Source organism: Rhizobacter sp. P5_C2, from assembly GCF_054049715.1.
The window spans coordinates 1-19,471 of sequence record NZ_JBFULV010000069.1; the positions used below are offsets into that span (position 1 = coordinate 1).

Here is a 19,471-nt window from a genome sequence, read left to right on the forward strand (position 1 = left end):
ACAAAGCGTCTGACGACCTCAGGCATGGCGCGATATTCGGCTGAGTCGTCAGGGAGTAGCCAGGTGTCAAGAGCGCGTTTTCGACTGCCAATGCGCTCGGCGAAGGCCTCGCGTGTCATGTTCAGACGACGCATGGCGTCTCGGAGAAGGACTTGCTGCGCTCGAATCATGAGTCAGCATTCTATACGCAATGCGTACTTTCAAGTGGCACAGGATGCAAGGCCTGTGGCCGGCCAACTGGAACTCTCCAGCCACCGCACGCCGAGCACAGCGCCAAAGCGCGCATGCGGCCAGTTCCAGTCATTCACGAAGGTCGGCTTCCGAGTGATAGCCTTTCATTCAACTGGACATAGCCCTCAGCACCCCGGCCACCTCACATCACAAGCCTCGAATGCCATCTGGACCAAACGACTACGACTTCGCGATGGGTCTGCTTACTCGCGGTGATGAGCCTCAGCTTGAGGAGCTCGCCCAGCTCTTGCCGGAATTTCCTTCGGGCGTCGATGAGTTACTAGGTCGGCGGTGGATCATCAACGCCATCGACTGTGGCTCGCTGAGATCGATCAGTTGGATTTTGAGCCGCGGAGTAGACCTCTCATTTGAAGATGAGGAGGGTTACACCGTGCTCCACGCTGCTATCGACAGGCGCGGTTCTGAAAGGCACCAGTGCTTGCGGCTGCTGCTTGAGGCAGGAGCGCCGGTTAACGCCCGCGGCATCAACGGTTGGACCCCAGCCCACATGGCTGCGGTCCGTGATGATGTCGAGACGCTGAGGGTTCTTCGAGCATACGGCGCAGATTTCACAATCCGCACGCAGATCGACAACTATGCAACGCCGCTGGAAGAAGCGACGCGCTCAAGAAAGACCGCGGCCGTCGCCTTTCTCAGGGGCAAAGACTGAGCCTTCCGTCGAGCGCCGACTATTTTGGCGGATAGGTTGAACCGTGCGGCGTCGGTGGTTTGCGGCGCGGCAGCCGGTCGGCAACAATCGGCCACAAACTGCCGGTCGTCGGTGACCGCTTTGGAGGTGGCCTGTCGCCGACGATTGGCGGCGTCATGCTGGCTGAGGCAGAGTGCCAAGCAGTACGGACAATCTCTCCTCACCAAGAGCACGTTGACATGCAGTTCTCACGAGTCGGTGAGGCCCGGCCGGTTTCATCGGCTCGAACTTCCTGGCGGGGGAAGAGTTGTGCCAATATCGGCCAGATCTCTTTCACGAGTCGGCAACCCAGACAAGCGGCGATGTCTACCAAGTCAAGTGAAGCGAAGCAGTTTTGGTTTCCCGCCAAGCGCTACGGCTGGGGTTGGGGACTGCCCACCGAATGGCGGGGCTGGACCGTGCTGATCGTCTTCGCAGTTCTTCTCGCCGTCGGTGCGTTGGTGATCCTGCCACGCTATGGAGACGCGGTCTTCGTCGTTTACTCTGTTCTTCTTACGTCCTTGCTAGTCGTCGTCTGTTGGGCGAAAGGCGAGCCACCCAAATGGCGTTGGGGCGCGAAGTGACCCAGGCGCCTGACCCTTCCTTCTAGCGGACGTGTCTTCGGTAGTCCGCCTAAGTCAAACGTTTGGTTTCGTCCATGCCCTACCATCTTGAACCGAAGCATCTGCGCGTCGCGTTGGCAGTCGCCATAGCCACATCGGCGGTCAAGCCTGCCTGTGCGGCGCCACCGATGCTCCCAGGTGCGTGGGAGCAGGCGAGTTTGATTGAACTGATCGACAACGAGACTCGAATTGCGAGGAAGCTCTCAGAGAGCAAGACGACAGCCTGCTTCACGGCTTCCACGCTAGCAAAGCCACCTCTGAACTCCGAGAAGATCACACGCCTGGGTGGAAAGTGTGAGTTACCAAAGAAGGATGCAAACTCTGTAGGCGCATCCGAGACTTGGCGAATTAGTTGCGAGTCGGCAGACGGGAAGAAGTATCGACTGGTCTCGCAGCTGACCTACACGCAAACAACCATGCGTAGCGTTCTTCTCTCTACGACCGAGTACCGAGGCGAGATTGCCGAGGGTCGCGTGACGACAGAAGGCAAGCGCATAGGCGAGTGCACTCCAGAGATGGTGGCCTTCTAGAGTTCAAGTCGCGCATGAAATCCAACCCTCCATCGAGCTGACGTCCAACGGGCTGCGCCCGTCTGTCGCAGCTCATGTCAAACGTTGAACGGCCGCTTTCCGGAGGCTTGATCGGCCTGTGCCAACTTCCGCTCTGGGTCGGCCAGAGCCAGTGAACTCCAGCAAGCGAACGGCTGAAGCCGGCCACGAGTCGTCCTTCGTCAACGACCGCTTCCGAGTAGCGGATTCGTTGTGGCAGACTTGCCGAATGAGTGGTGCTGAACGGCTCTTGGACTTCGCTGGCGGCTGTGTTGGCTTGCTAGCCGGCATGCGTTTCATAGTTTCCCGCCGCGCTGCCATCGGCGACGACGACGACTTCTGGGTCTATGGCTGGCGGGCAATTCTGATCGGCTGTGCGGCCTTAGCAATGGGAGCCTTGTTCTTTGCCTCGGCGTTCGGCCTCGTGCACATCGATCACGGCTGACGCAGCGGGTAGATCCGGCCACGAGCTGCCCGTCGCCAGCGGCCGCTTTCGAGACGCTCGTCGAAGCAAACAGGAAGGGAGAAGATGCGGCTTGAAGTTTCGCCGTGGGAGTCGCTGTCAAGCGAGCCGATGACGCTTGAGGCGATACGCAAGCGCTACGAGCCCGCGTCCCACTACCGAGTTAGTCGAAACGCCTACGACGCCGGTATCAGCTTCGCAGGCACTGGCAGAGCGGGCCGCCTCTATGTACTGTCGGGTCGCTGCTCGAAATCTGTGGGCAATTGGAAGGCTGAGCTTGGCCCTGCCACCTTCGTTGACTGCCCTGGCGGAGATTTCTTGTTTAGCGTCATCGGCGATGGGCCGGTGACGCTGGTCAATGTTTGGGAGATTCCCGAACCGTACCGGCAGAAAGACGATGCATAGGAAAGATCCGAGTCGGCCAGGAGCCGCCGGTCGCGAGCGACAGCTTTCCGGTAGGCTAGACCAATGGCAAGTTTCACATCTAATGTTGCCCGCGCCCTTGAGTCGCGGCTTGAGGCTTGGCGTGGTGTTCGGGCGTCTTTCAATACCTATCGCGACGACCATGATCGGTTGATTCTTGGACTTGAGCGTCCAGGCGATCCCGCGGACAAGATTGGGCTTTGCCTGTTCTATTGCACAAGGGTCTCCGGCCCCACTCGTTGGGAGAGTGCTCGACTCGTCTGCAGGTCCGTCATGATGGAGGATGGCGTCCTGGGGTTTGAGATCGAGGATGTCGCAGCTGGCTTCTTGGCTCGGGGACACGGACCCGTATCCCTTGGGGACCATTGGAAGGATGTATTTCCGCGGTCCTGAAGGCCTGATCTGATAACGGCCGGCGAGCCGAACTCCACCCCCCTAAGTGAGCGCCAAGGTGACCTAACGGACAGCTTTGCAGACGCTGCAGCCGTTCGCGCGCCATGATCGAGTGCTTGCGGCAGGCCATGAGCTGACCTTCGGCAACGACTGCTGCGGGCGGCCTACCGGTCCGCTATGGCGGTGTTCACGTACCATCGTTGCGCCACTTGACTGACGTGGAGGCATGGCGAGGAATACACGGCGTGAACAAAACTCAAGACACCGTCGAACTGATGCTCGACTGGCCGCAACCATCCAGTGCGGGGGAGCCACGCGTCAGCATAGGTGCCGGGCCCCTCAGGGTCACCTATGTGACGGCGGACGACAGGGTGGGGGCGCTGGAATTCGCGGTCTGTGACCGCCTGATCTACGGCCACCCGAACGACGAGGCTATCGCGTCGCACCCGCTGTATGGCTCTGGGCTGCAGTACTACTCAGTTCACCGCATCAAGAAGTCGTCACGGCTGCTCGAACTCGAGCAGGCCAACGCGATTCATCCCAGGCACGACGCCGAGACCTACTTGGTCGACAAGGAACATTTTGTGCTCACCTTCCAGGACGCCACCTTGGAGTGCCTGGTAAGCACTGGCGGGCGCTTCGCGCCGAAGGTCATCACATTCGCGTCGGCGACAGAGGCGAGAGCTGCAGGCTGGGATGTCGCCTGACCGCCCGCGGACCGTCTCGACCAAAGGCAGCAGCCGGCCGGTTGTAGGCACTCGCCGAAGTCGGCTTTCACGTAGGCGACGCGCTCCTGAGTGACCAATCGTGGACGGTCATGCAGGAAATCAGCTGCGCCGGATCAGCTTCGAGTGAAGAGCTGGTTCCCCCGAAGGAGATGCCGCGGGCCAATTGCCCTTCGGGATAGTTCATCTCATCGCCCTCATCGAATTCGAGTGGGTGCAGATCGTGGAGGTCTTTCATCGGCGTCCCGATTCCGAACCTCGCCAGGTACAGCCCTCGGTACTCCCCAGACAGCATGATGTAGAACAGCTCGTCTCGTTCGTTGAAGCCGAGGCAAACATGTTCGCCGAAGAACACTGTTCGAATCTTGCCCGCGGCATTCGTAACGACAAAAGTTTGCCCCGTGGCCAACTGATCGTTTATTGGCGTCGGAAGGCGATTCGATCTTATGGCCGCTGCCAGAAGTGGCTCGACTTCGCGTGTGTTCATGCCAAGCTGAAAACCGGCGGCCGACCGCCCGGCATCGACCGGCGCGTTCATGTCGATATGCGTCATCGTTCGATTCTGGCGCGAATGTCGGGTCTTCGGCATCCAATCGGGTGAGTCGTGTGTCGCAGATGGGTCGATAGCTCCGCTTCGCTGCTCACAACAGCAGCCCTTCGATGTGGTTAGAACCACGACTGCAGCCTCGTCCGCTCGTCGTGACTGATCGGGTCCAACGCGTTGCGCGCCGAAGGTCTCCTTTCGGTTCGAGCGGCCGTTCGGCGGCCGGATCTGACTGACCGCACGCAGCCTGAAGCGGCCGTCAGGTCGCTCTGTCCCGGAGGCCCCAGCACGAGATCTGAGACGAAAGGCGGGCGTGGTCGGCGGACTCGGAACAGGATGAGGACTTCTCCCTGTGCGACCGCCTGTTGGGACGTGCGATCATCCCCATGTCCGCTGCGGAACACGACTTTGCCCACTAGCAGGTCGTTGATCTTGTAGCACTCGGTGCGCTGCCACTCTTGCCCGGAGCCGTAAAGCTGCTGCGACGAGCAGGCAGCGAAAAACGGTACAGCGAGGAGCAAGGCGAAGCAAAGGCGATTCAGCAAGATGGGCTTCTTGGCTGAGACGAAGGCCATTCTGACCGATGCGCCACCGCTCTTTCGTGACCCTCACGCCTCGATCGCAGACTCCATCTCCAGGAAGCGCAGGTTCGGGTCGAGCGCCAGCGCCCTGACCGCGGCACGCTCGTCGCTCGGGCTCAAGGCCACCAGCAGCTCGACCTGCCCGCTCACGCTCGTGGCGACGGGCACGCCGCCGCGGTACAGCACCCGCGAGCCGGCCACACGCGCCACCTTGGCGCCAGGCAGCAGCGTGCCCAGCAGGTTGGCTGGGTCGGTGGCAGCGAGGCACACCAGGTGCTCGTCGGCCGGCTGGCGGCGCACCTGGCGCATCAGGCCAATGGCGTCGGGCAACGCGAACTGCTCGCCCGACAGGCCGGCGATGAAGCGGCCGCCGCGGATCTCGCCCCGCGCTTCGAGCCGGCGGTACACACGCACCATGTCGCGCCAGGCGGGCAGCCAGGCGGCCTCGCGCTCCAGCAGGCGCCACGACACCACGCCGTAGCGGCGCAGCAGCGTGCGGGCGATGTGCTCGATGGCCTCGGTCGACGCATCGGTGCTCGCCGGCGCAGGCTGGCGGATCAGCGTCCAGCGGCCCGCATCCTCGATGCCGAACAGCGCCACACGGCGGCGGTGGCGCGACGAATGCGCCGAAGCCCGCTTGGCGGCCGGCACGAGCAAGGCGCGCAGGCCGGCATAGCTGTCGCAGTTGATACGACCATGCACGACAAGCTCGCTGAGCGCGTCTTCAAGCTCGGTGCGCAGCAGGTGGGCGCCTTGCGCGATCTCATCGAAGAACGAAGCACCGTGTTCGGCCAAGTAGGTGGCCACGCGCTGGGTGCGCGAGCTCAAGGCTGCGTCGTCGGCCGGCGGCGGGGCGATGCGGCCCCACAGCGGCGCGCTGCGGCGCGGCAGCAGCACGATGGGCGTGGACCGCAGCGAGCCGCCGCCCCCGCTCACAGTGGCCATGGGCCGCAGTCGCGTCCACAGCGTGCGGCCGGCAGTGCACAGGTCGTCGAGCCACGACGACGAATAGTCTTTCACGCGCGCGGGCAACAGCTCGGCCTCCCACATCGCGGCCGGTGCCTCGAAGCCTTCGAGCTGCGAGAGCACGCCCGCCAATGCTTCGGGGCCACTGACCCGGCTGGTCGCGCCGACGTGCTGCCACTCGAGGAGGAAGCGCACGAAGTCGCGCGGCTCGACCGGCTCGATCTCACGGCGCAGGCGCTTCAGCGTATAGCGGTGGATGCGCGCGAGCAGGTGGCGCTCGCACCACTCGGTGGTCTGCGCCGCGGGCGTGAACTTGCCTTGCATCACCGTGCCTTCGCTTTGCAGTGCGAGCAAGGCGTGGTCGATGTCGGCGAGCGGCAGCTGGAGCTGCAGCGCGATCTCGGGTGCGGTGATCGGGCCGAGGTCGCTCAGGCGCGAGCGCAGCAGGTCGCGCAGGGCGTCTTCGTGGGTGGCCGGTTTCTCGGCGTATTCGGCGGGGATGTCGATCGGCGGGTGGGTCTCGCAGGCGGGGTAGAGGTCGATGACCTGCGACAGGCGCTCTGCGGCGGCCCACAGGCCCGCCTCCTTGGACACGCTGGCTTCGACAGGCTCAGCCCGAACGGCGATTTTCAGACAGGTCGCCCTGCCAGATTGCGCCAGTTCGCCCAACCAATCGGCCCACCCTTCGTTGCTGGACACCTCGTCCGACGTGATCAGGCCCAGGCCACTCAGCGCCTCATGCATCTCATCAACGCTCCGCACCCGCGGCCAGGCCTCTTCGCGTACACCGGCAATCGCCTCGGCATCGAGCTGGCCCATGTCGTCCGGGCTGTCGGGGTCGCTGTAGCGGCGGCTCTGCACGGCCTGGGTGCGGCGCTCTTCGAGTGGCGCGTCGTCGAGGTAGGCGTAGGGCCGCGCGTTCAAGGCTTCGGCGGCAAACGGCGACGGTGCCGGCAGGTCTCTTGCGACGACGCTCACCTGCCCAGCTTCCATGCGGCGCAGCAAGTGCAGCCAGCCCTCGGCGTCCATCGCGTCGTAGAGGCAGTCATACATGGTCTGTGCCACCAGCGGGTGCTCGGGCACCTCGCGTTCGCCGGCCAGGTTCTCGGCGCAGGCGACTTGGTCGGGGAACACGCTCGCGAGCAGGTCTTCCGACTTCATGCGCTGCAGCTGCGGCGCCACCTTGCGCCCGCCACTGAAGCGCGGCAAGGCCAGCGCCGTGGTGGCGTTCCAGCGCCAGCGCACGCCGAACAGCGGCGCGTCGAGCAGGGCCTGCACCAACACGTCGAGCGCGGTGTTGCTGTGCAGGTAGCGCGACACCTCTTCGAGCGGGAAGCTATGGCTGGTGGAGAGCGACAGCACGATCGCGTCTTCGGTGGCGGCTGCCTGCAGCTCGAAGTTGAACTGCCGGCAGAAGCGCTTGCGCAGCGCCAGGCCCCAGGCGCGGTTGAGGCGGCTGCCGTAGGGCGAGTGCACCACCAGCTGCATGCCACCCGATTCGTCGAAGAAGCGCTCGAGCACGATGCGGTCTTGCGTGGGCACGGCGCCCAGCGTGCCGAGCGCGCGCGCCAGGTAGTCGACGAGCTGGCGCGCGGCCTCGGCGTCCAGACTCAGGGTGTCGGTGAGCCAGCCGGTCGCGGCGTCGGCGCCTTCCGAGGCGATCAGCGTGGCCACTTCTTCGCGCAGGCGCGAGACGCCGAATGACAACTCGTCGCTGCGGCCCGGTGCCTCACCGAGCCAGAACGGGATGTTGGGCGCAGCGCCATGCGCGTCTTCCACCCGCACGCGGCCGGGCTCGACGCGCAGGATGCGGTAGCTGGTGTTGCCGAGCTGGAACACGTCGCCGGCGATGCTCTCGACGGCAAAGTCTTCGTGCACGGTACCGATCTTGTCGGCCTGCGGCTCCAGCAGCACGGTGTAGTCGGCCGTCTCGGGGATGGCGCCGCCCGAGGTGAGCGCGGTCAGGCGCGCGCCCTTGCGCTCGCGCAGGCGGTGGTGCACGGCATCGCGGTGCACATAGCTCGCGCGCTGGCCGTTGCGGGTGCTGAAGCCGTCGGCCAGCATGCGCACCACGGCGTTGAAGTCTTCGCGCTTGAGCTGCGCGTAGGGCCAGGCGCGACGTATCAGCGTGAAGAGTTCGTCTTCGTCCCACTCGCGGCTGGCGACCTCGGCGACGATGTGCTGGGCCAGCACGTCGAGCGGCGCGGGCAGCACGCTCAGGGCATCGAGCTCGGCGCGGCGCACGCAGTCGAGCAAGGCCGCGCACTCCACCAGCTCGTCGCGCGACTGCGGGAAGAGCCGCGCCTTGGGCACACCGCCCACCGCGTGGCCGGAGCGGCCGGCGCGCTGCAGGAAGGTGGCGATGGCGCGCGGCGAACCGAGCTGGCAGACCAGATCCACATCGCCGATGTCCAGGCCCAGCTCCAGCGACGCGGTGGCCACCAGCAGCGTGAGCTCGCCGCGCTTCAGGCGCTGCTCGGCATCGAGGCGGATCTCTTTCGCAAGGCTGCCGTGGTGCGCGGCCACGCGCTCCTTGCCCAGCAGCTCGCCCAGGTGGCGCGTGGCGCGCTCGGCCATGCGGCGGGTGTTGACGAACACCAGCGTGGTGCGGTGCGCGCTGGCCAGCCCGGCCACGATCTCGTAGACCTGCGTCCACTGGTCGTTCGACATCACCACGCCCAGCGGCGTGGGCGGCAGCGTGAGCGCCAGGTCGCGCTGTTTGGCATAGCCGATGTCGATGATTTCGCAATCGGCGACACCGTCTTTCACCGCGCCGGCACCGACGAGAAAGCGCGCCATTTCGTCGATCGGCTTCTGCGTGGCCGACAGGCCGATGCGCGTGAGCGGGTGTGCGCTGAGGTTCTGCAGCCGCTCGAGCGAGATCGCCAGGTGGCTGCCGCGCTTGGTGGCGGCGATGGCGTGGATTTCATCGACGATCACGGCGCGCACCGTGCCGAGCATCTTGCGACCAGAGGCCGAGCCCAGCAGGATGTAGAGCGACTCGGGCGTGGTGACGAGGATGTGCGGCGGCCGGCGCAGCGTGAGCTGGCGGTCTTTCTGCGGCGTGTCGCCAGTGCGCACCGCGCTGCGGATCTCCACGTCGGGCAGGCCCAGCGCGGCCAGCTCTTCGCGGATGCCGGCCAGCGGCGCTTCGAGGTTGAGGCGGATGTCGTTCGACAGCGCCTTCAGCGGCGAGACGTAGACCACCACGGTCTCGTCGGGCAGGCCTTCGGGCCGCAGACCCTGGCGCACCAGGCCATCGAGCGCGGCGAGAAAGGCAGTGAAGGTTTTACCGGAGCCGGTCGGCGCCGCCACCAAGGTATGCCGACCCGCACGGATCGCCGGCCACGCCGCCACCTGCGCCGGCGTGGGCGCAGGAAAGGTTCGGCGGAACCAGTTGGCAACGGCGGGGTGGAAATCCTGGAGGGGCATGGGTGCGCTCGTGGCAGGAGAGTGACAGGGGAGCGGCCGAGGGGAATGACCCAAGAGCGGAGAACAAGCAGCATATCGCCGGCCGACCCGATGCGAACAGATCGGGCCCTTCGAAGGGATATCAAGCCGGCCTCGCCGAGCCCGGTGGAATGTCATTTGCCGCAATCAGGGAACCGCCGGCGGTGCGCTGCGCAGCCGCTATAGCGTCATCACACAAAGCCCAGCACTCGGTCGACTTTGTCGAGCTCGAGCAGCGTCAGCCCGACCTTCCCGTCGCAGAGGACGAGGCGAGGATTGAACGGCTTGTAGAGCCACGCCTGGTCATCAAGCGCGACCCAAGGCCGCCAAAGCTGCCCGCTCTCATTCAGCCACCGCGAAACCTCTGCCTCACGCTCAAATCTTACCGACGGCGACTCGCCGTCGCACCGCGCCCAGCTGTCTCGGGTGAGAAGCGGCGTTGCACCGAGGACGCGATGCTGGAGGTCCTCCGAGAAAAAGCTTTCCATTTCAGCCACCGGGTGCGCCTCCCGCCAGCTTGAGGTGATGACGACGCCAACATCGAGTCGCTGTCGTAGCCAGCCCTCGAGCAAATCAAGGTGGCAAAAATACTGGTCGATGGTGCACCTGAATGGATGCATCACCCCGTCAAAGTCCAAGAACAGAAGCCTCGTCCACACCGACCGGTCCCCTGCAGTCACAGCCCTTCTCCAGACGCCAATTCAAGAACCCTATCTGCCAGCTCGCCCTGCTCAAGCGCCGCCCGCGGGGTGCGACCGCCAAGTGCGCCGAGCGGCGTCTCGAGCCATCCGAGCATCTCAAGTCCATCGCACTGCAATTCGACACCAAGCTTCTGAACGACAGGCCAGAGCTCGGCATCAAACTGCCACCGTGGGAACCGCAGACCAAGTGTTGTGTGGTCGATGGCAATGACCCGCGGGTGCTTCCGCGTGGCCATGCGCTGTAGCTTTGCTGATGCTATGCCGGCGAGCCTGGCCGCGTCGTCGATGCCGACCATATCGGCGCGGCCGGCCCGCCCGTCAGCGTACGGCGACTTTCTGCTCATCAGCATCACACGTGAAATGCGCATGGCTCGCGACGTTTTCGAGCACCTCGTCAGACAGCCAAGTTTGGAGAGAAAACGACTGTGGCCGGCCGCGGAGGCGGACCTGCAGCACCATGCGCCCTCCTTCTGCTTCGAGTGCGAAGCTCATGGCCAGGTCGTCCTGTGCCTGCTGTTTCTGACCTCATCGAGCTCTCCAGGGACGATGACGCGTGCATTGCCATCGAAGTCGATAGCGCTGATGCCTCTGAGCCCAACTCCGAAGCTCTTGAATCCTTGCTCTGTCCAACGGCCCGAGCTGTCGAGCCGGTCATGATGGTGACCGTGGACAGTCAACTTGACGCCCAGGGCCTGAGCCAGCGTGTCCAAGATTTCGAAGCCATTCGGGTGGTATGCCGGTGCTTCATGGGAGATGAGGACGTCTGCACGCATGTCAGCGAGACGGTCGAGTTCCTCTGGGTAGATAGTGCCCCAGTGCTTGCGGTGCGTGCCGCCCGCCCAGCGGTCTTGCTTCGGGGTCGACTTTGCGTGCTCCTTGCGAGAGCGAAATGCCGGCGTACCCCCGCGCGCAGCCGAAGCCGACGGATACCAGACGGCCTCGCGAAACACCCCGCCGAGTCCGGCGAGGCGCGTCCCGTCCGGCAGAGTCACAACCTTGCTGTGAGCGTTCCGGTCCTCGAGCCTGCTTCCCCAAACGCGCGTCCACAACGCATCGCTGTCGGCGTCGTGGTTCCCGGGGATCCACCAGACGCGATCAAGGATGGATTCCAGTTCTTCGTGCAATGGCCGCTCGGGCTCCATGTCACCCAGCAGCACGACAGCGCTGGCCTTGGTGTGGCCCGCAGCTTCAACGATGTGGTGGAACCTTCCGTGTGGGTCGCCGCAGTACAGCACCGGGCCGTCATGCTTCATGACGCCTCCTCATTGCCGTCAACTTTCGGCGGACGTCCGGGCATGCGCCCCTTCGAGTCGAGACCGATTGAGCCGCTCGGGTAGGGCATGTAGTCCTCGCGGTCATCGAAAACGACGAAGCCGAGGCCGAGCAACTTCAGTTGCGAGCGGTCAGTGAACTGGGCGTCGAAGAACGTCGGCATCTGCAGATTCTGGGGAACGAGAGGCACGAAGTCGAGGCTGTTGCAGCTACTCGCCTCCGGTTCGTAAGGTCAGTGAAGCCTCGCAGCAACGGCACTCGCGTAAGTGATATCTCGAACGCTTGCGCACGGGTTTCACGAGGATCTTGGGCAGATGACCCGGCGAACAGCTGTACACGCGCCCCCTGTTCTTGGCCTGCCCGCGGTAGTTGTCGGGCCTCGGTTCAGGTTCGCAGATCGGCATCGTAGCCCGTGGCATCGCCAGCTCGACGAATGCAGCCGGCACTGCGCTTGTGGCCAGCGACCATGTGGATCTCCGCAGTAGAGCGTGAGCATGCTCAACCCCGCGTTCCTTCCCTATGGACTCCAGTGATGCGATCGCACGCTGCGATGCCCAGCCAGTGACACAAGCCACGTACTGAAGGCTGGCGCCCTGGTTTCGGTGCTCAATCTGCGATCCTTAAACGCTGCTCCGCCAGATGATTGATCTCTTCGGCAATGGCACGCGCCCGTCGCTCGGGTCCCAAGTTGCTGCCGAAAAAGGTCCACGCGGCGAAGCCAACAACAACGCCCGCGACCAGTCCACCCAGCGCCAACGAGAGCCGATTCTCGAGGCCTCCACCGGTCATCACGAACCCCAGCAGGGCAACGATGATTGAGGGTACAAGGAGCCACAGAGCGAGGCTTGCCCCTGCTCCTACTCTGAGGCGCCAATTTCGCAGGTCGTGGCCGAGCGCCAGCACATCGCTACGGATTTCGTCAGTCGTGTGGTTGCGTCCAGCGAAGTACTGGCCTTCCTCGTTGCCAACGGTGCTACCCCAAAGGACTGTGACGGTGTGCCCTGGGCGGGCAGCCAAACCGATGTCGGTCATGTGAACGGGCCGTTCGCGACCATCCGAGGAGCGCAGCCAGATTTCGTGCTCTGTCTGCGTTCTGGCTTCGATCTGTCCAGGAATCACCACTGAGGTGCTGAGGACGGTCGAAGCTTGCTGAGACACCGACGTGGTTGAAGTCTTGGTCTGCTCCAGGACTTCTCCGGTGAAAGTGCAGAGCCAAACGCCCTGACCATTCGAGAGAGTGTGCGTGGTTTTCGTCATCGGTGTTCTTCTCTTCTCGGTGCGCGGTCGCACCAGACCGCGGTTCACTTCATATTAGTCGACTTTCGCATATTCCAAGTTCGCATGCATCGTCTGCGCCTCCGGTCCTGTGACGTATGCCTCGAACCATCAAGATCACCCCAGAAAGTGTGCTGCTCGAGCTGCTGCGCTCTGCCCGCGAACGCTCAGGCGTCACGCAAATTCAGTTGGCTGAGCGCACCGGCCTACGGCAATCCGACATCAGCAAAAGTGAGCGCGGGGTGCGACGCCTTGACGTACTTGAACTGCATGGCTGGCTGTCGGCGCTCGGTGTCTCCTTCGTTGGGTTCGCCCAGGAACTTGATGAACGCCTAACAGCGCTTGCGCTGCTTAAGGCCCAGCAGTCCAGGGGCATCCATCGACGCACGAGGAAGGCCGACTAGCCTTGCTTCCAGTCCTGCACGCGTAGCCCAGACCCACGTTCCTTCGCATTTGGGGTCAGGAAAATCCAAAATCGACTATTCTCGCGAGAGAGGCTACCGTTCGCAGTGCCGATCGGACGTCAACGCCAAGGAGTGGCGCGCCTCGCCTCTGAGCGGACTTGCAGCCCGATCTTCGTCATCTCGTGAGCAACTCATCGCCGCGGTGACTACACCGGAAGGTCAAAGCATGGAGCTGAACTATGACCGCGCAGCCCGAGCCGACATGGTTGGCATCGAACAGGCGGCGGCGCTCGCCGGTGTGACGACAGCTCAGCTATGCAGATGGGCGACGATGGCACGACCGCGCGTCATCGCGCTAGGCCACCCGAGCCTGGGTCTGAGATTTCCGCGTTGGCAGTTTGAAGCGCCGTTGTGGTCGGTGGTTCGAGAACTCGGCCAGGCCTTGGGTGGAAGCGGCTGGGCCATGCTGGCCTGGCTGGAGTCAGGGAATGGCGCCTTCCATGGTCGCTCCCCTCGATCGGCGCTCGAGCAGGGCGAAACGGTAGAGCGCGTACTTTGCGCCGCGCGGTACGCTCGCTGAGCACTGAATGATTCAACACAGAGGTGATGAGGCGCGAGCAAGGAGCCAATCTGCGCGGCCAGTACATGCGCCTCTCACAACTGGGTGTCGGTGTCGATCCGCTCGGCCAGCGACTGAGCACGGGCACGCCAGCTACGATGCTGGAGTGACCTTCCACAGATCACCACCACAACCGTGCTCGAAATTTCTCCAGAAGACCTCCTCGCCCTGAACGACGCTGATCTGCGTGAGTTAGTGGCACGCCTGTGTGAAGCCGAGGTGCGGCGCGCGAGCCAGTCGACCGTCGCTGTTACATGGGGCGGGATCCAGACCACCAAAGACGGAGGTGTTGATGTTCATGTCGCGCTGCCAGCTGGCGTGGCATGGGCCGAGGGCTTCGTTCCGCGTCGCGTTACCGGCTTCCAGGTTAAGAAGCCCGACATGGCGGCAAAAGCCGTCAGGGATGAGATGCGGCCAGGCGATACGCTGCGCCCGGTCATCGCCGACCTTGCCGCCGTCGAGGGTACTTACGTCATCGTCAGCTCAAGCGGCACGGTCTCCCATACCGGCCTGAGCGACCGCAGGAAGGCCATGCGCGAGGCTCTTGGTGATCTGGTTGGCGGGGAGGACTTGCATCTCGACTTCTACGACCGTCGCCGCTTGGCGACGTGAGTCGCTGAACTCGGTCAGGCTGACGACTCATTCGGCGGTGCCAACGCGCTGTTTGCAGCGATCGCCGGTGCGCCTGTGTTTTGGGCAGGGTTTGTGCAGGCAAAATCACTCAAAGAAGCCAGGGACGAATACAGCGACGAGCGACGAGCGCGGCAGCCCATGCGCCATCGCAACCTGTGCGACCGATGCCCCGGGTGCGGCACACGCCTCGAGCGCGCGAGCCTTCAGTTCGGCGTCATGGCGTCTGCGGGTAGAACGTTTGGCGTCTGGCATGGTGTGCACCTCAATCCTTGGTGGACACCATCCTTGCCGCCTCGCTCTATCGCTTCAAGATGGGATGGCCGGACGCATACGGTCGGCTGTCGCGAGCGCGCCTTTCTAGGAGACAAGGAGCGAGAAGACCTGCCTTGGGAAGAGGTCCCGAAGCAGTTGGCCGGATACTTTGTGCACACTCTCGAGGAGCCTATTGTCCAAGGTGGAGAGCGAGAAGATCCGAGGGGGCAGGGCTCGGTGTAGGAATGTCGCTCTGCGGATCGCAACTACCGGGACCATGTCCTGCGTCGGCGCCAGGTGGAAGTCGCCTGTTGCTCATCCCTCTTGGCCGATTGCCCGCGCTTGCAGTCCATGCATACCCGGCCGTATCCGCCTGCCCCCTGGCTCAATGAGCGATCAAAGAAAGCCTCACGCGTGCGGATCGTTTTGCACCGGGAGCACTGACGCATATCGCCCGTTACGATGCCCTGCGCCTGTTGTCGAAGACGCTCGACGAACTGTGAGTGTTGCTCTCCCGTTGCGACCTCGACGATGCGAGCTAGGCGTTCGTCCAGCGTCGCGACCGGATCGTTGCTGAGATTGAAGCGGTTCACGCGAATGAAGCGGTAGCCATACGACTCGAGTGTCAGCTGGCGCTCAACGTCGCCTTCTCGGAGGTAGCGCTCATGGTTGCCGACGTGCACCTGCGCGCCGGGTTGAAAGTGATGCTCGAAGCCGTCGTACTCCACTACGATCTGCACCGCCCCCTTCGGGGTCTGGCAGGTTAGGAGAAAGTCAACCCGATAGGACGGATGCTGGTAGGTCGGATCGAGCTGCTTGAGATACTCACCCAAGGGGAACTGCGGCAGGATCTCGACATCCTCGGGCTGCGCCTGGATGAACCTTGTGGCCTGCAACCATTGCAGGAGTTTGGCTTCCATTGGGCTTGCCGGATCGGTTTGTTCTGCAGACCCGAGCTTGGTTTCCCGCATGCCCAGGTAGTGGTTCAAGGCGCCTCCGATCGCTCCTCGGTACATGCCTATCGGCATCGAATGCACGATCCAGATCGCGTCCTGCGCACGACTGAAGCCCACGTTCAAGCGCTGAACTTTAAGCTTCTCCTCGACCGCGTCCGCCGCACCTTCAAGCGAGGGCGGAAACACGTAGTTCAATGCGTCGCAGCCCACGGTGGCCACCATCGAGTAGAAGATGATCGATCGCTCCTCACCCTGACAGGAGTCGAACGTCATTACCTTGAGTCGAAGCCTGTCCTCGAACTCCCGCGCTTTCGGGTGCGCGAAGAGCGTCTTCGTGAGCATCGTGTGTTGCTCACGGAAGGGTGTGATGACGCCTACAGTCGGCGGATCATCCTCCTCGAGCAATTCAGCCAGCCGGTCCGCGATGAACGCAGCCTCGGCCGAGTTGGTCGTGCGGCTGACAGGCTTGTCCGTCGTGTCCACAAGATCAAACCGGATGACCTCGTCAATCGGCACGCCGCGAATCTTGATGGCCTGAAGGTGGCCGTCGTAGAAGTTGCGCGAGGAGTAGGAAATGAGCTCCGGGTAGGATCGGAAGTGCTTGCGCAGCATGATCGTGTACGACGACGCCAGACTGCAGAATTCGAGAATCGACTTCTTCACGTCGAACATGGCCAGCCGCTGCAGTGTGGCCGCATCGCGTTGAACAGTCTTCTCGAAGAAGCTGGTCAGGTTGGAGCGGTACTTCTCGTTGGTGGCGATGCTGGCGTTTGATGACTTGACGTTGGCGAACTGCTTGCTATCCCCGAGGACCACGATCTTCTTGGCTCGCAGCAGCGCAGGCAAGGCCTGCGCTACCGATACCTGGCTTGCTTCGTCGATGACCACTACATCGAAGAGTTCCGGCACCAGCGGCATGTACTCACCAAACTCACGGATGCCTGCGATCATCACGGGGAATGAGGATCGAACGGCGTCGAACTTCTCCTCTGGGAACTTCTGCCGTTGAGAGATCAGCTGGGCCAGCGTCTTGGCATCTGCCCGATAGTTCTCCATGAAGTTCATCAGTCGCGAATCCACGTGGGCATTCATCCGCGACGTGTTCAAACGCTCCATTTTTGTCTTCGTCCCGACGTAGTCGAATTCGGGTGCTTCGCGAAAAGATTGCCGCACCTTGACCCAGTCGCCAAGGTAGCCGACCACCAAGCGGAAGTGTTCCGAGGTGGCGGCAATGGCATCCGTCAAGATGTCCTCGTGCGCTGCCAGTGCTTCAAGAATGCCAAGCAACATCTGCGCGGCCTGGCCGTCCGGAGTCTGGATGATCAGTTGCTGCCACGCGCCCTGCAACTCAGCCTGCAACCCCACTTGCTCCAGGCGCAGACGAAGGTCCATGCCACCTTGGACCAGCAGTTCCAATGCCGCGGCTTCCGCCTTCAAAAAGATGGGCCGCCGAGCTGGCAGCATGTTCAGGCAAGATTCGAGTGTCCTGACGGCCGATCCTCGCAACAGGTAGCCCAGAACAGGCATCCGCAACTGCCGGTACTCGACGACTGCTGCGGCGATCTGTCGAAGCTCGTCCGCGTCGAGCTTCTCGTAGAGGCCCATGGCGGCAACCTTCTGGCTGTGCTGCTGAGCGAATTCCCACAGGACGTTGTCTCGCTTGGTTCGCGCTTTCAGCCAATGAGCATTCCTGCGGGCGTCCTGCGTCAAGCCGTCGAAGTAGCGAACGACCTGATCCATCGCCGCCGCTACGGCGCCCAATCGCCGCACCAAGGCATCTTCGGGTACCAGCGCATGGATGGCCGCCAGCGCCGCCGGCGCGTCTCGCAGCATCTTGGCCTCGGCACCATGCAGCTGTTGTACTTGCCTCAACTCGATGGCACCAAGGGACTTGACGGTCTTCTCGATTGCCATCTTCATCCCGTCCGCTGTGCTTAGACGCTCAAGCTCGAGCTCCGGTGCGTTGACTGCATTGGCCTTCGCATACGCGGCGACTTGGTTGACCGTCTGATTGCCGACCAGCTTCTTGAAGTTCGCGTTCTGCCGGCCCAGACGCAACAGCGGATTGGGGAAATTTGGATCGTGTCGAACGCGACTCATCGCCTGCGACAGCTTGTTCTGAACCACCTCCAGCGCCTCCGTCTTGTCCGAGAGGACAAGACAGGAGCGTTGATTGAACGCGCAATCCGCTGCGATAGCGGTGATCGTGTGCGACTTGCCAGTTCCAGGCGGCCCCTCGACCACGATGATGCGTCCTTCTGGGTGACGCACGGCCATGAGAATCTTGCGCTGCTCCTCGTTCAATGGGATGGGGGAGTCGAACACCATTCGATCGACCAGCGATAGCCCGTCCCACTGCTCCTCAACTGCCGAGCGGATGCTCTTGGGATTCTCCTGGAGAGCTCCTTGCACGAGTTTCTCGAACAAGTCCACCACGGCGCCGCCGCCCTGGCGCGCCATGTTGATCAAAGCCTCGTAGTCGTTGACGAGCGACTCAGCGCCTTTCTCAAACGCACACAAGTAGACACTGCTGCCTAGAACCACCTCGGTGTTGGAGGCGTCCACCGCAGTGGGACCGAGGTGAATCTGTCCAGCCAAGTCCATCGCGTTCGCCACAAGATCGAAGAGTCGTCGAGCCTCTTCAAAGATCGACTGCTGGGGCTGAAGATAGTTGATGCGCTCGGTGATGGGGCTGGTCCACCCGCGTGTCCTCGTCGCCGCCAGTTCCTGTAGCACGAAGTCGATTGCCGCGCGGTTGGCGAAGAGCTGGTTGATGACCGTCAGCTCGTAGCCGCTGGCATCCTGAAGTTTTTCCGCCTGCACCGGCAAGAAGAAGAGCGGATAGGTCGCCCCCCGGAATCGGCATGAGCCTATGTACAGGTAGAGGACAACACCCTCGCTGATAGCGGCGAACGTCTCGACATCCCGGAACTCGCTATACGCGTCGGCGGCCACAAAGTTTGCGAAGAAGCGCCCGAGCGCGTCTCTCGCGTGTTCCATGGTGAGGAATGTGTCCAGCGCCGCTCGGACGTCGGCGTCGCCTCGTTTGGCCAAGTGCCTTGCGAGAATCTCTGGGAGTTTGCTGGCCAGCTCCGCAGCAACTCCCGAAACCATATCGGTCTCTGCCGCATACAGCGAATCGATGACACTGTAGGCCTGCCGCTGCAGCGGGCCGTCCAACTTGGCAATCAGTGGTCGGACGACCTTGGCTGCGATCTGCTCACACAACACGTCGACGGTTGCCTCTACCCATTCCTCCGGATCACTCACGGCTTTGGCATAGCTTCGATCGATCTCCGCCGCAAGCTCGGCCTTAACCGTCTCCAGGTCTTGCGGCTCCAGTGCTGCGAGCTGTTCCACAATCACTGTCCGGACGATGGGAGAAAGCGCTCGGGTGTACTTCCTGGGGCTCAAGCGCAGCTCCATCGGCTCGCCACTTGGTTGTTGTAGAAGAGTCCAGATCTCCCGATCAAGTCTGTCATAGGGCTTGAGGCGCATGCCGCAGCGAAACCCAGACTCGTTCTGCAGTACGACTCGCCGGCTTGGCGCCTGCACTCGCTTGAAATCCGTTTCGATGAAGTCCCGGAAGTAGCTTGCGATATGCGTGGCGACCTCTCTCAGCATTTCTGGTTCCACGTTGTTCCCCATTGAGCGAACGCCACCCGCTACGGCAGAAGAGCGACCAAAGGCACGAGACCCACCGAGGTACGCATCATCAATGTAG

At 62.9% G+C, this 19,471-nt stretch carries 20 protein-coding genes and 1 pseudogene; 10 read left to right on the plus strand and 11 right to left on the minus strand.

From position 1 onward, the window contains the following. Positions 1-170: pseudogene (locus tag ACXJLU_RS22670) on the minus strand (aspartate carbamoyltransferase); the annotation flags it as partial. Between the two features lie 221 nt (positions 171-391). Between ACXJLU_RS22670 and ACXJLU_RS22675 the strand changes: the two are divergent. From ACXJLU_RS22675 to ACXJLU_RS22705, 7 genes are all read left to right on the plus strand, one after another. Beyond that, positions 392-901, plus strand: coding sequence for an ankyrin repeat domain-containing protein (locus tag ACXJLU_RS22675; RefSeq protein ID WP_457334855.1), 510 nt, complete (start codon positions 392-394; stop codon positions 899-901). 286 nt (positions 902-1,187) lie between these two features. Beyond that, positions 1,188-1,262 (plus strand): hypothetical protein, encoded by a 75-nt coding sequence (locus ACXJLU_RS22680; RefSeq protein ID WP_457334922.1) that lies wholly within the window; start codon positions 1,188-1,190, stop codon positions 1,260-1,262. Then, positions 1,243-1,503 (plus strand): hypothetical protein, encoded by a 261-nt coding sequence (locus tag ACXJLU_RS22685; protein WP_457334857.1) that lies wholly within the window; start codon positions 1,243-1,245, stop codon positions 1,501-1,503. Before ACXJLU_RS22680 ends, ACXJLU_RS22685 begins: the two co-directional genes overlap by 20 nt. A 74-nt stretch (positions 1,504-1,577) precedes the next feature. After that, positions 1,578-2,072 (plus strand): DUF3617 domain-containing protein, encoded by a 495-nt coding sequence (locus ACXJLU_RS22690; RefSeq protein WP_457334859.1) that lies wholly within the window; start codon positions 1,578-1,580, stop codon positions 2,070-2,072. Between the two features lie 151 nt (positions 2,073-2,223). Continuing rightward, positions 2,224-2,535 carry a hypothetical protein gene (locus ACXJLU_RS22695; protein WP_457334861.1) on the plus strand — a complete coding sequence of 104 codons (312 nt, stop codon included), beginning with the start codon at positions 2,224-2,226 and terminating at the stop codon, positions 2,533-2,535. Between the two features lie 84 nt (positions 2,536-2,619). Further along, positions 2,620-2,958, plus strand: coding sequence for a hypothetical protein (locus ACXJLU_RS22700; RefSeq protein ID WP_457334863.1), 339 nt, complete (start codon positions 2,620-2,622; stop codon positions 2,956-2,958). A 656-nt stretch (positions 2,959-3,614) separates the two neighbouring features. Beyond that, positions 3,615-4,076, plus strand: a complete 462-nt coding sequence (locus ACXJLU_RS22705) for a hypothetical protein (RefSeq protein ID WP_457334865.1) — start codon at positions 3,615-3,617, stop codon at positions 4,074-4,076. A gap of 67 nt (positions 4,077-4,143) precedes the next feature. Here ACXJLU_RS22705 and ACXJLU_RS22710 read toward each other — a convergent pair whose 3' ends face one another. From ACXJLU_RS22710 to ACXJLU_RS22745, 8 genes are all read right to left on the minus strand, one after another. Further along, the gene (locus ACXJLU_RS22710; protein WP_457334867.1) at positions 4,144-4,647 is read right to left on the minus strand and encodes a hypothetical protein; all 504 of its coding nucleotides are present in this window, start codon (positions 4,645-4,647) and stop codon (positions 4,144-4,146) included. A gap of 599 nt (positions 4,648-5,246) precedes the next feature. After that, complete coding sequence (locus ACXJLU_RS22715) at positions 5,247-9,617, minus strand: Lhr family helicase (RefSeq protein ID WP_457334869.1); 4,371 nt, start codon at positions 9,615-9,617, stop codon at positions 5,247-5,249. Positions 9,618-9,826: 209 nt separating this feature from the next. Beyond that, a complete protein-coding gene (locus tag ACXJLU_RS22720) occupies positions 9,827-10,273 on the minus strand; it encodes an HAD domain-containing protein (protein ID WP_457334871.1) in 447 nt (148 codons plus the stop codon). A gap of 38 nt (positions 10,274-10,311) precedes the next feature. After that, complete coding sequence (locus ACXJLU_RS22725; protein ID WP_457334873.1) at positions 10,312-10,680, minus strand: hypothetical protein; 369 nt, start codon at positions 10,678-10,680, stop codon at positions 10,312-10,314. Further along, positions 10,655-10,828, minus strand: a complete 174-nt coding sequence (locus ACXJLU_RS22730; RefSeq protein ID WP_457334875.1) for a hypothetical protein — start codon at positions 10,826-10,828, stop codon at positions 10,655-10,657. The genes ACXJLU_RS22725 and ACXJLU_RS22730 overlap by 26 nt, the downstream gene beginning before the upstream one ends. Further along, positions 10,825-11,589, minus strand: a complete 765-nt coding sequence (locus ACXJLU_RS22735; protein ID WP_457334877.1) for a metallophosphoesterase family protein — start codon at positions 11,587-11,589, stop codon at positions 10,825-10,827. Before ACXJLU_RS22735 ends, ACXJLU_RS22730 begins: the two co-directional genes overlap by 4 nt. Beyond that, positions 11,586-11,771: a hypothetical protein gene (locus tag ACXJLU_RS22740; protein WP_457334879.1), complete on the minus strand. Its 186-nt coding sequence runs from the start codon at positions 11,769-11,771 to the stop codon at positions 11,586-11,588. The genes ACXJLU_RS22735 and ACXJLU_RS22740 overlap by 4 nt, the downstream gene beginning before the upstream one ends. Positions 11,772-12,214: 443 nt before the next feature. Then, positions 12,215-12,865 carry a hypothetical protein gene (locus ACXJLU_RS22745; protein ID WP_457334881.1) on the minus strand — a complete coding sequence of 217 codons (651 nt, stop codon included), beginning with the start codon at positions 12,863-12,865 and terminating at the stop codon, positions 12,215-12,217. 116 nt (positions 12,866-12,981) lie between these two features. On the opposite strand from ACXJLU_RS22745, the gene ACXJLU_RS22750 reads away from it, so the two are divergent. The 3 genes from ACXJLU_RS22750 to ACXJLU_RS22760 all read left to right on the plus strand — a co-directional run bounded on the left by ACXJLU_RS22750 (position 12,982) and on the right by ACXJLU_RS22760 (position 14,518). Next, positions 12,982-13,287, plus strand: coding sequence for a helix-turn-helix domain-containing protein (locus ACXJLU_RS22750; RefSeq protein WP_457334883.1), 306 nt, complete (start codon positions 12,982-12,984; stop codon positions 13,285-13,287). A gap of 226 nt (positions 13,288-13,513) precedes the next feature. Next, a complete protein-coding gene (locus tag ACXJLU_RS22755) occupies positions 13,514-13,867 on the plus strand; it encodes a hypothetical protein (protein ID WP_457334885.1) in 354 nt (117 codons plus the stop codon). A gap of 174 nt (positions 13,868-14,041) precedes the next feature. Then, positions 14,042-14,518 carry a hypothetical protein gene (locus ACXJLU_RS22760; protein WP_457334887.1) on the plus strand — a complete coding sequence of 159 codons (477 nt, stop codon included), beginning with the start codon at positions 14,042-14,044 and terminating at the stop codon, positions 14,516-14,518. A gap of 105 nt (positions 14,519-14,623) precedes the next feature. Here ACXJLU_RS22760 and ACXJLU_RS22765 read toward each other — a convergent pair whose 3' ends face one another. After that, positions 14,624-14,791 (minus strand): transposase, encoded by a 168-nt coding sequence (locus ACXJLU_RS22765; RefSeq protein ID WP_457334889.1) that lies wholly within the window; start codon positions 14,789-14,791, stop codon positions 14,624-14,626. Positions 14,792-15,057: 266 nt separating this feature from the next. Continuing rightward, positions 15,058-19,371 (minus strand): AAA domain-containing protein, encoded by a 4,314-nt coding sequence (locus ACXJLU_RS22770; RefSeq protein WP_457334891.1) that lies wholly within the window; start codon positions 19,369-19,371, stop codon positions 15,058-15,060. Between the last annotated feature and the right edge of the window lie 100 nt (positions 19,372-19,471).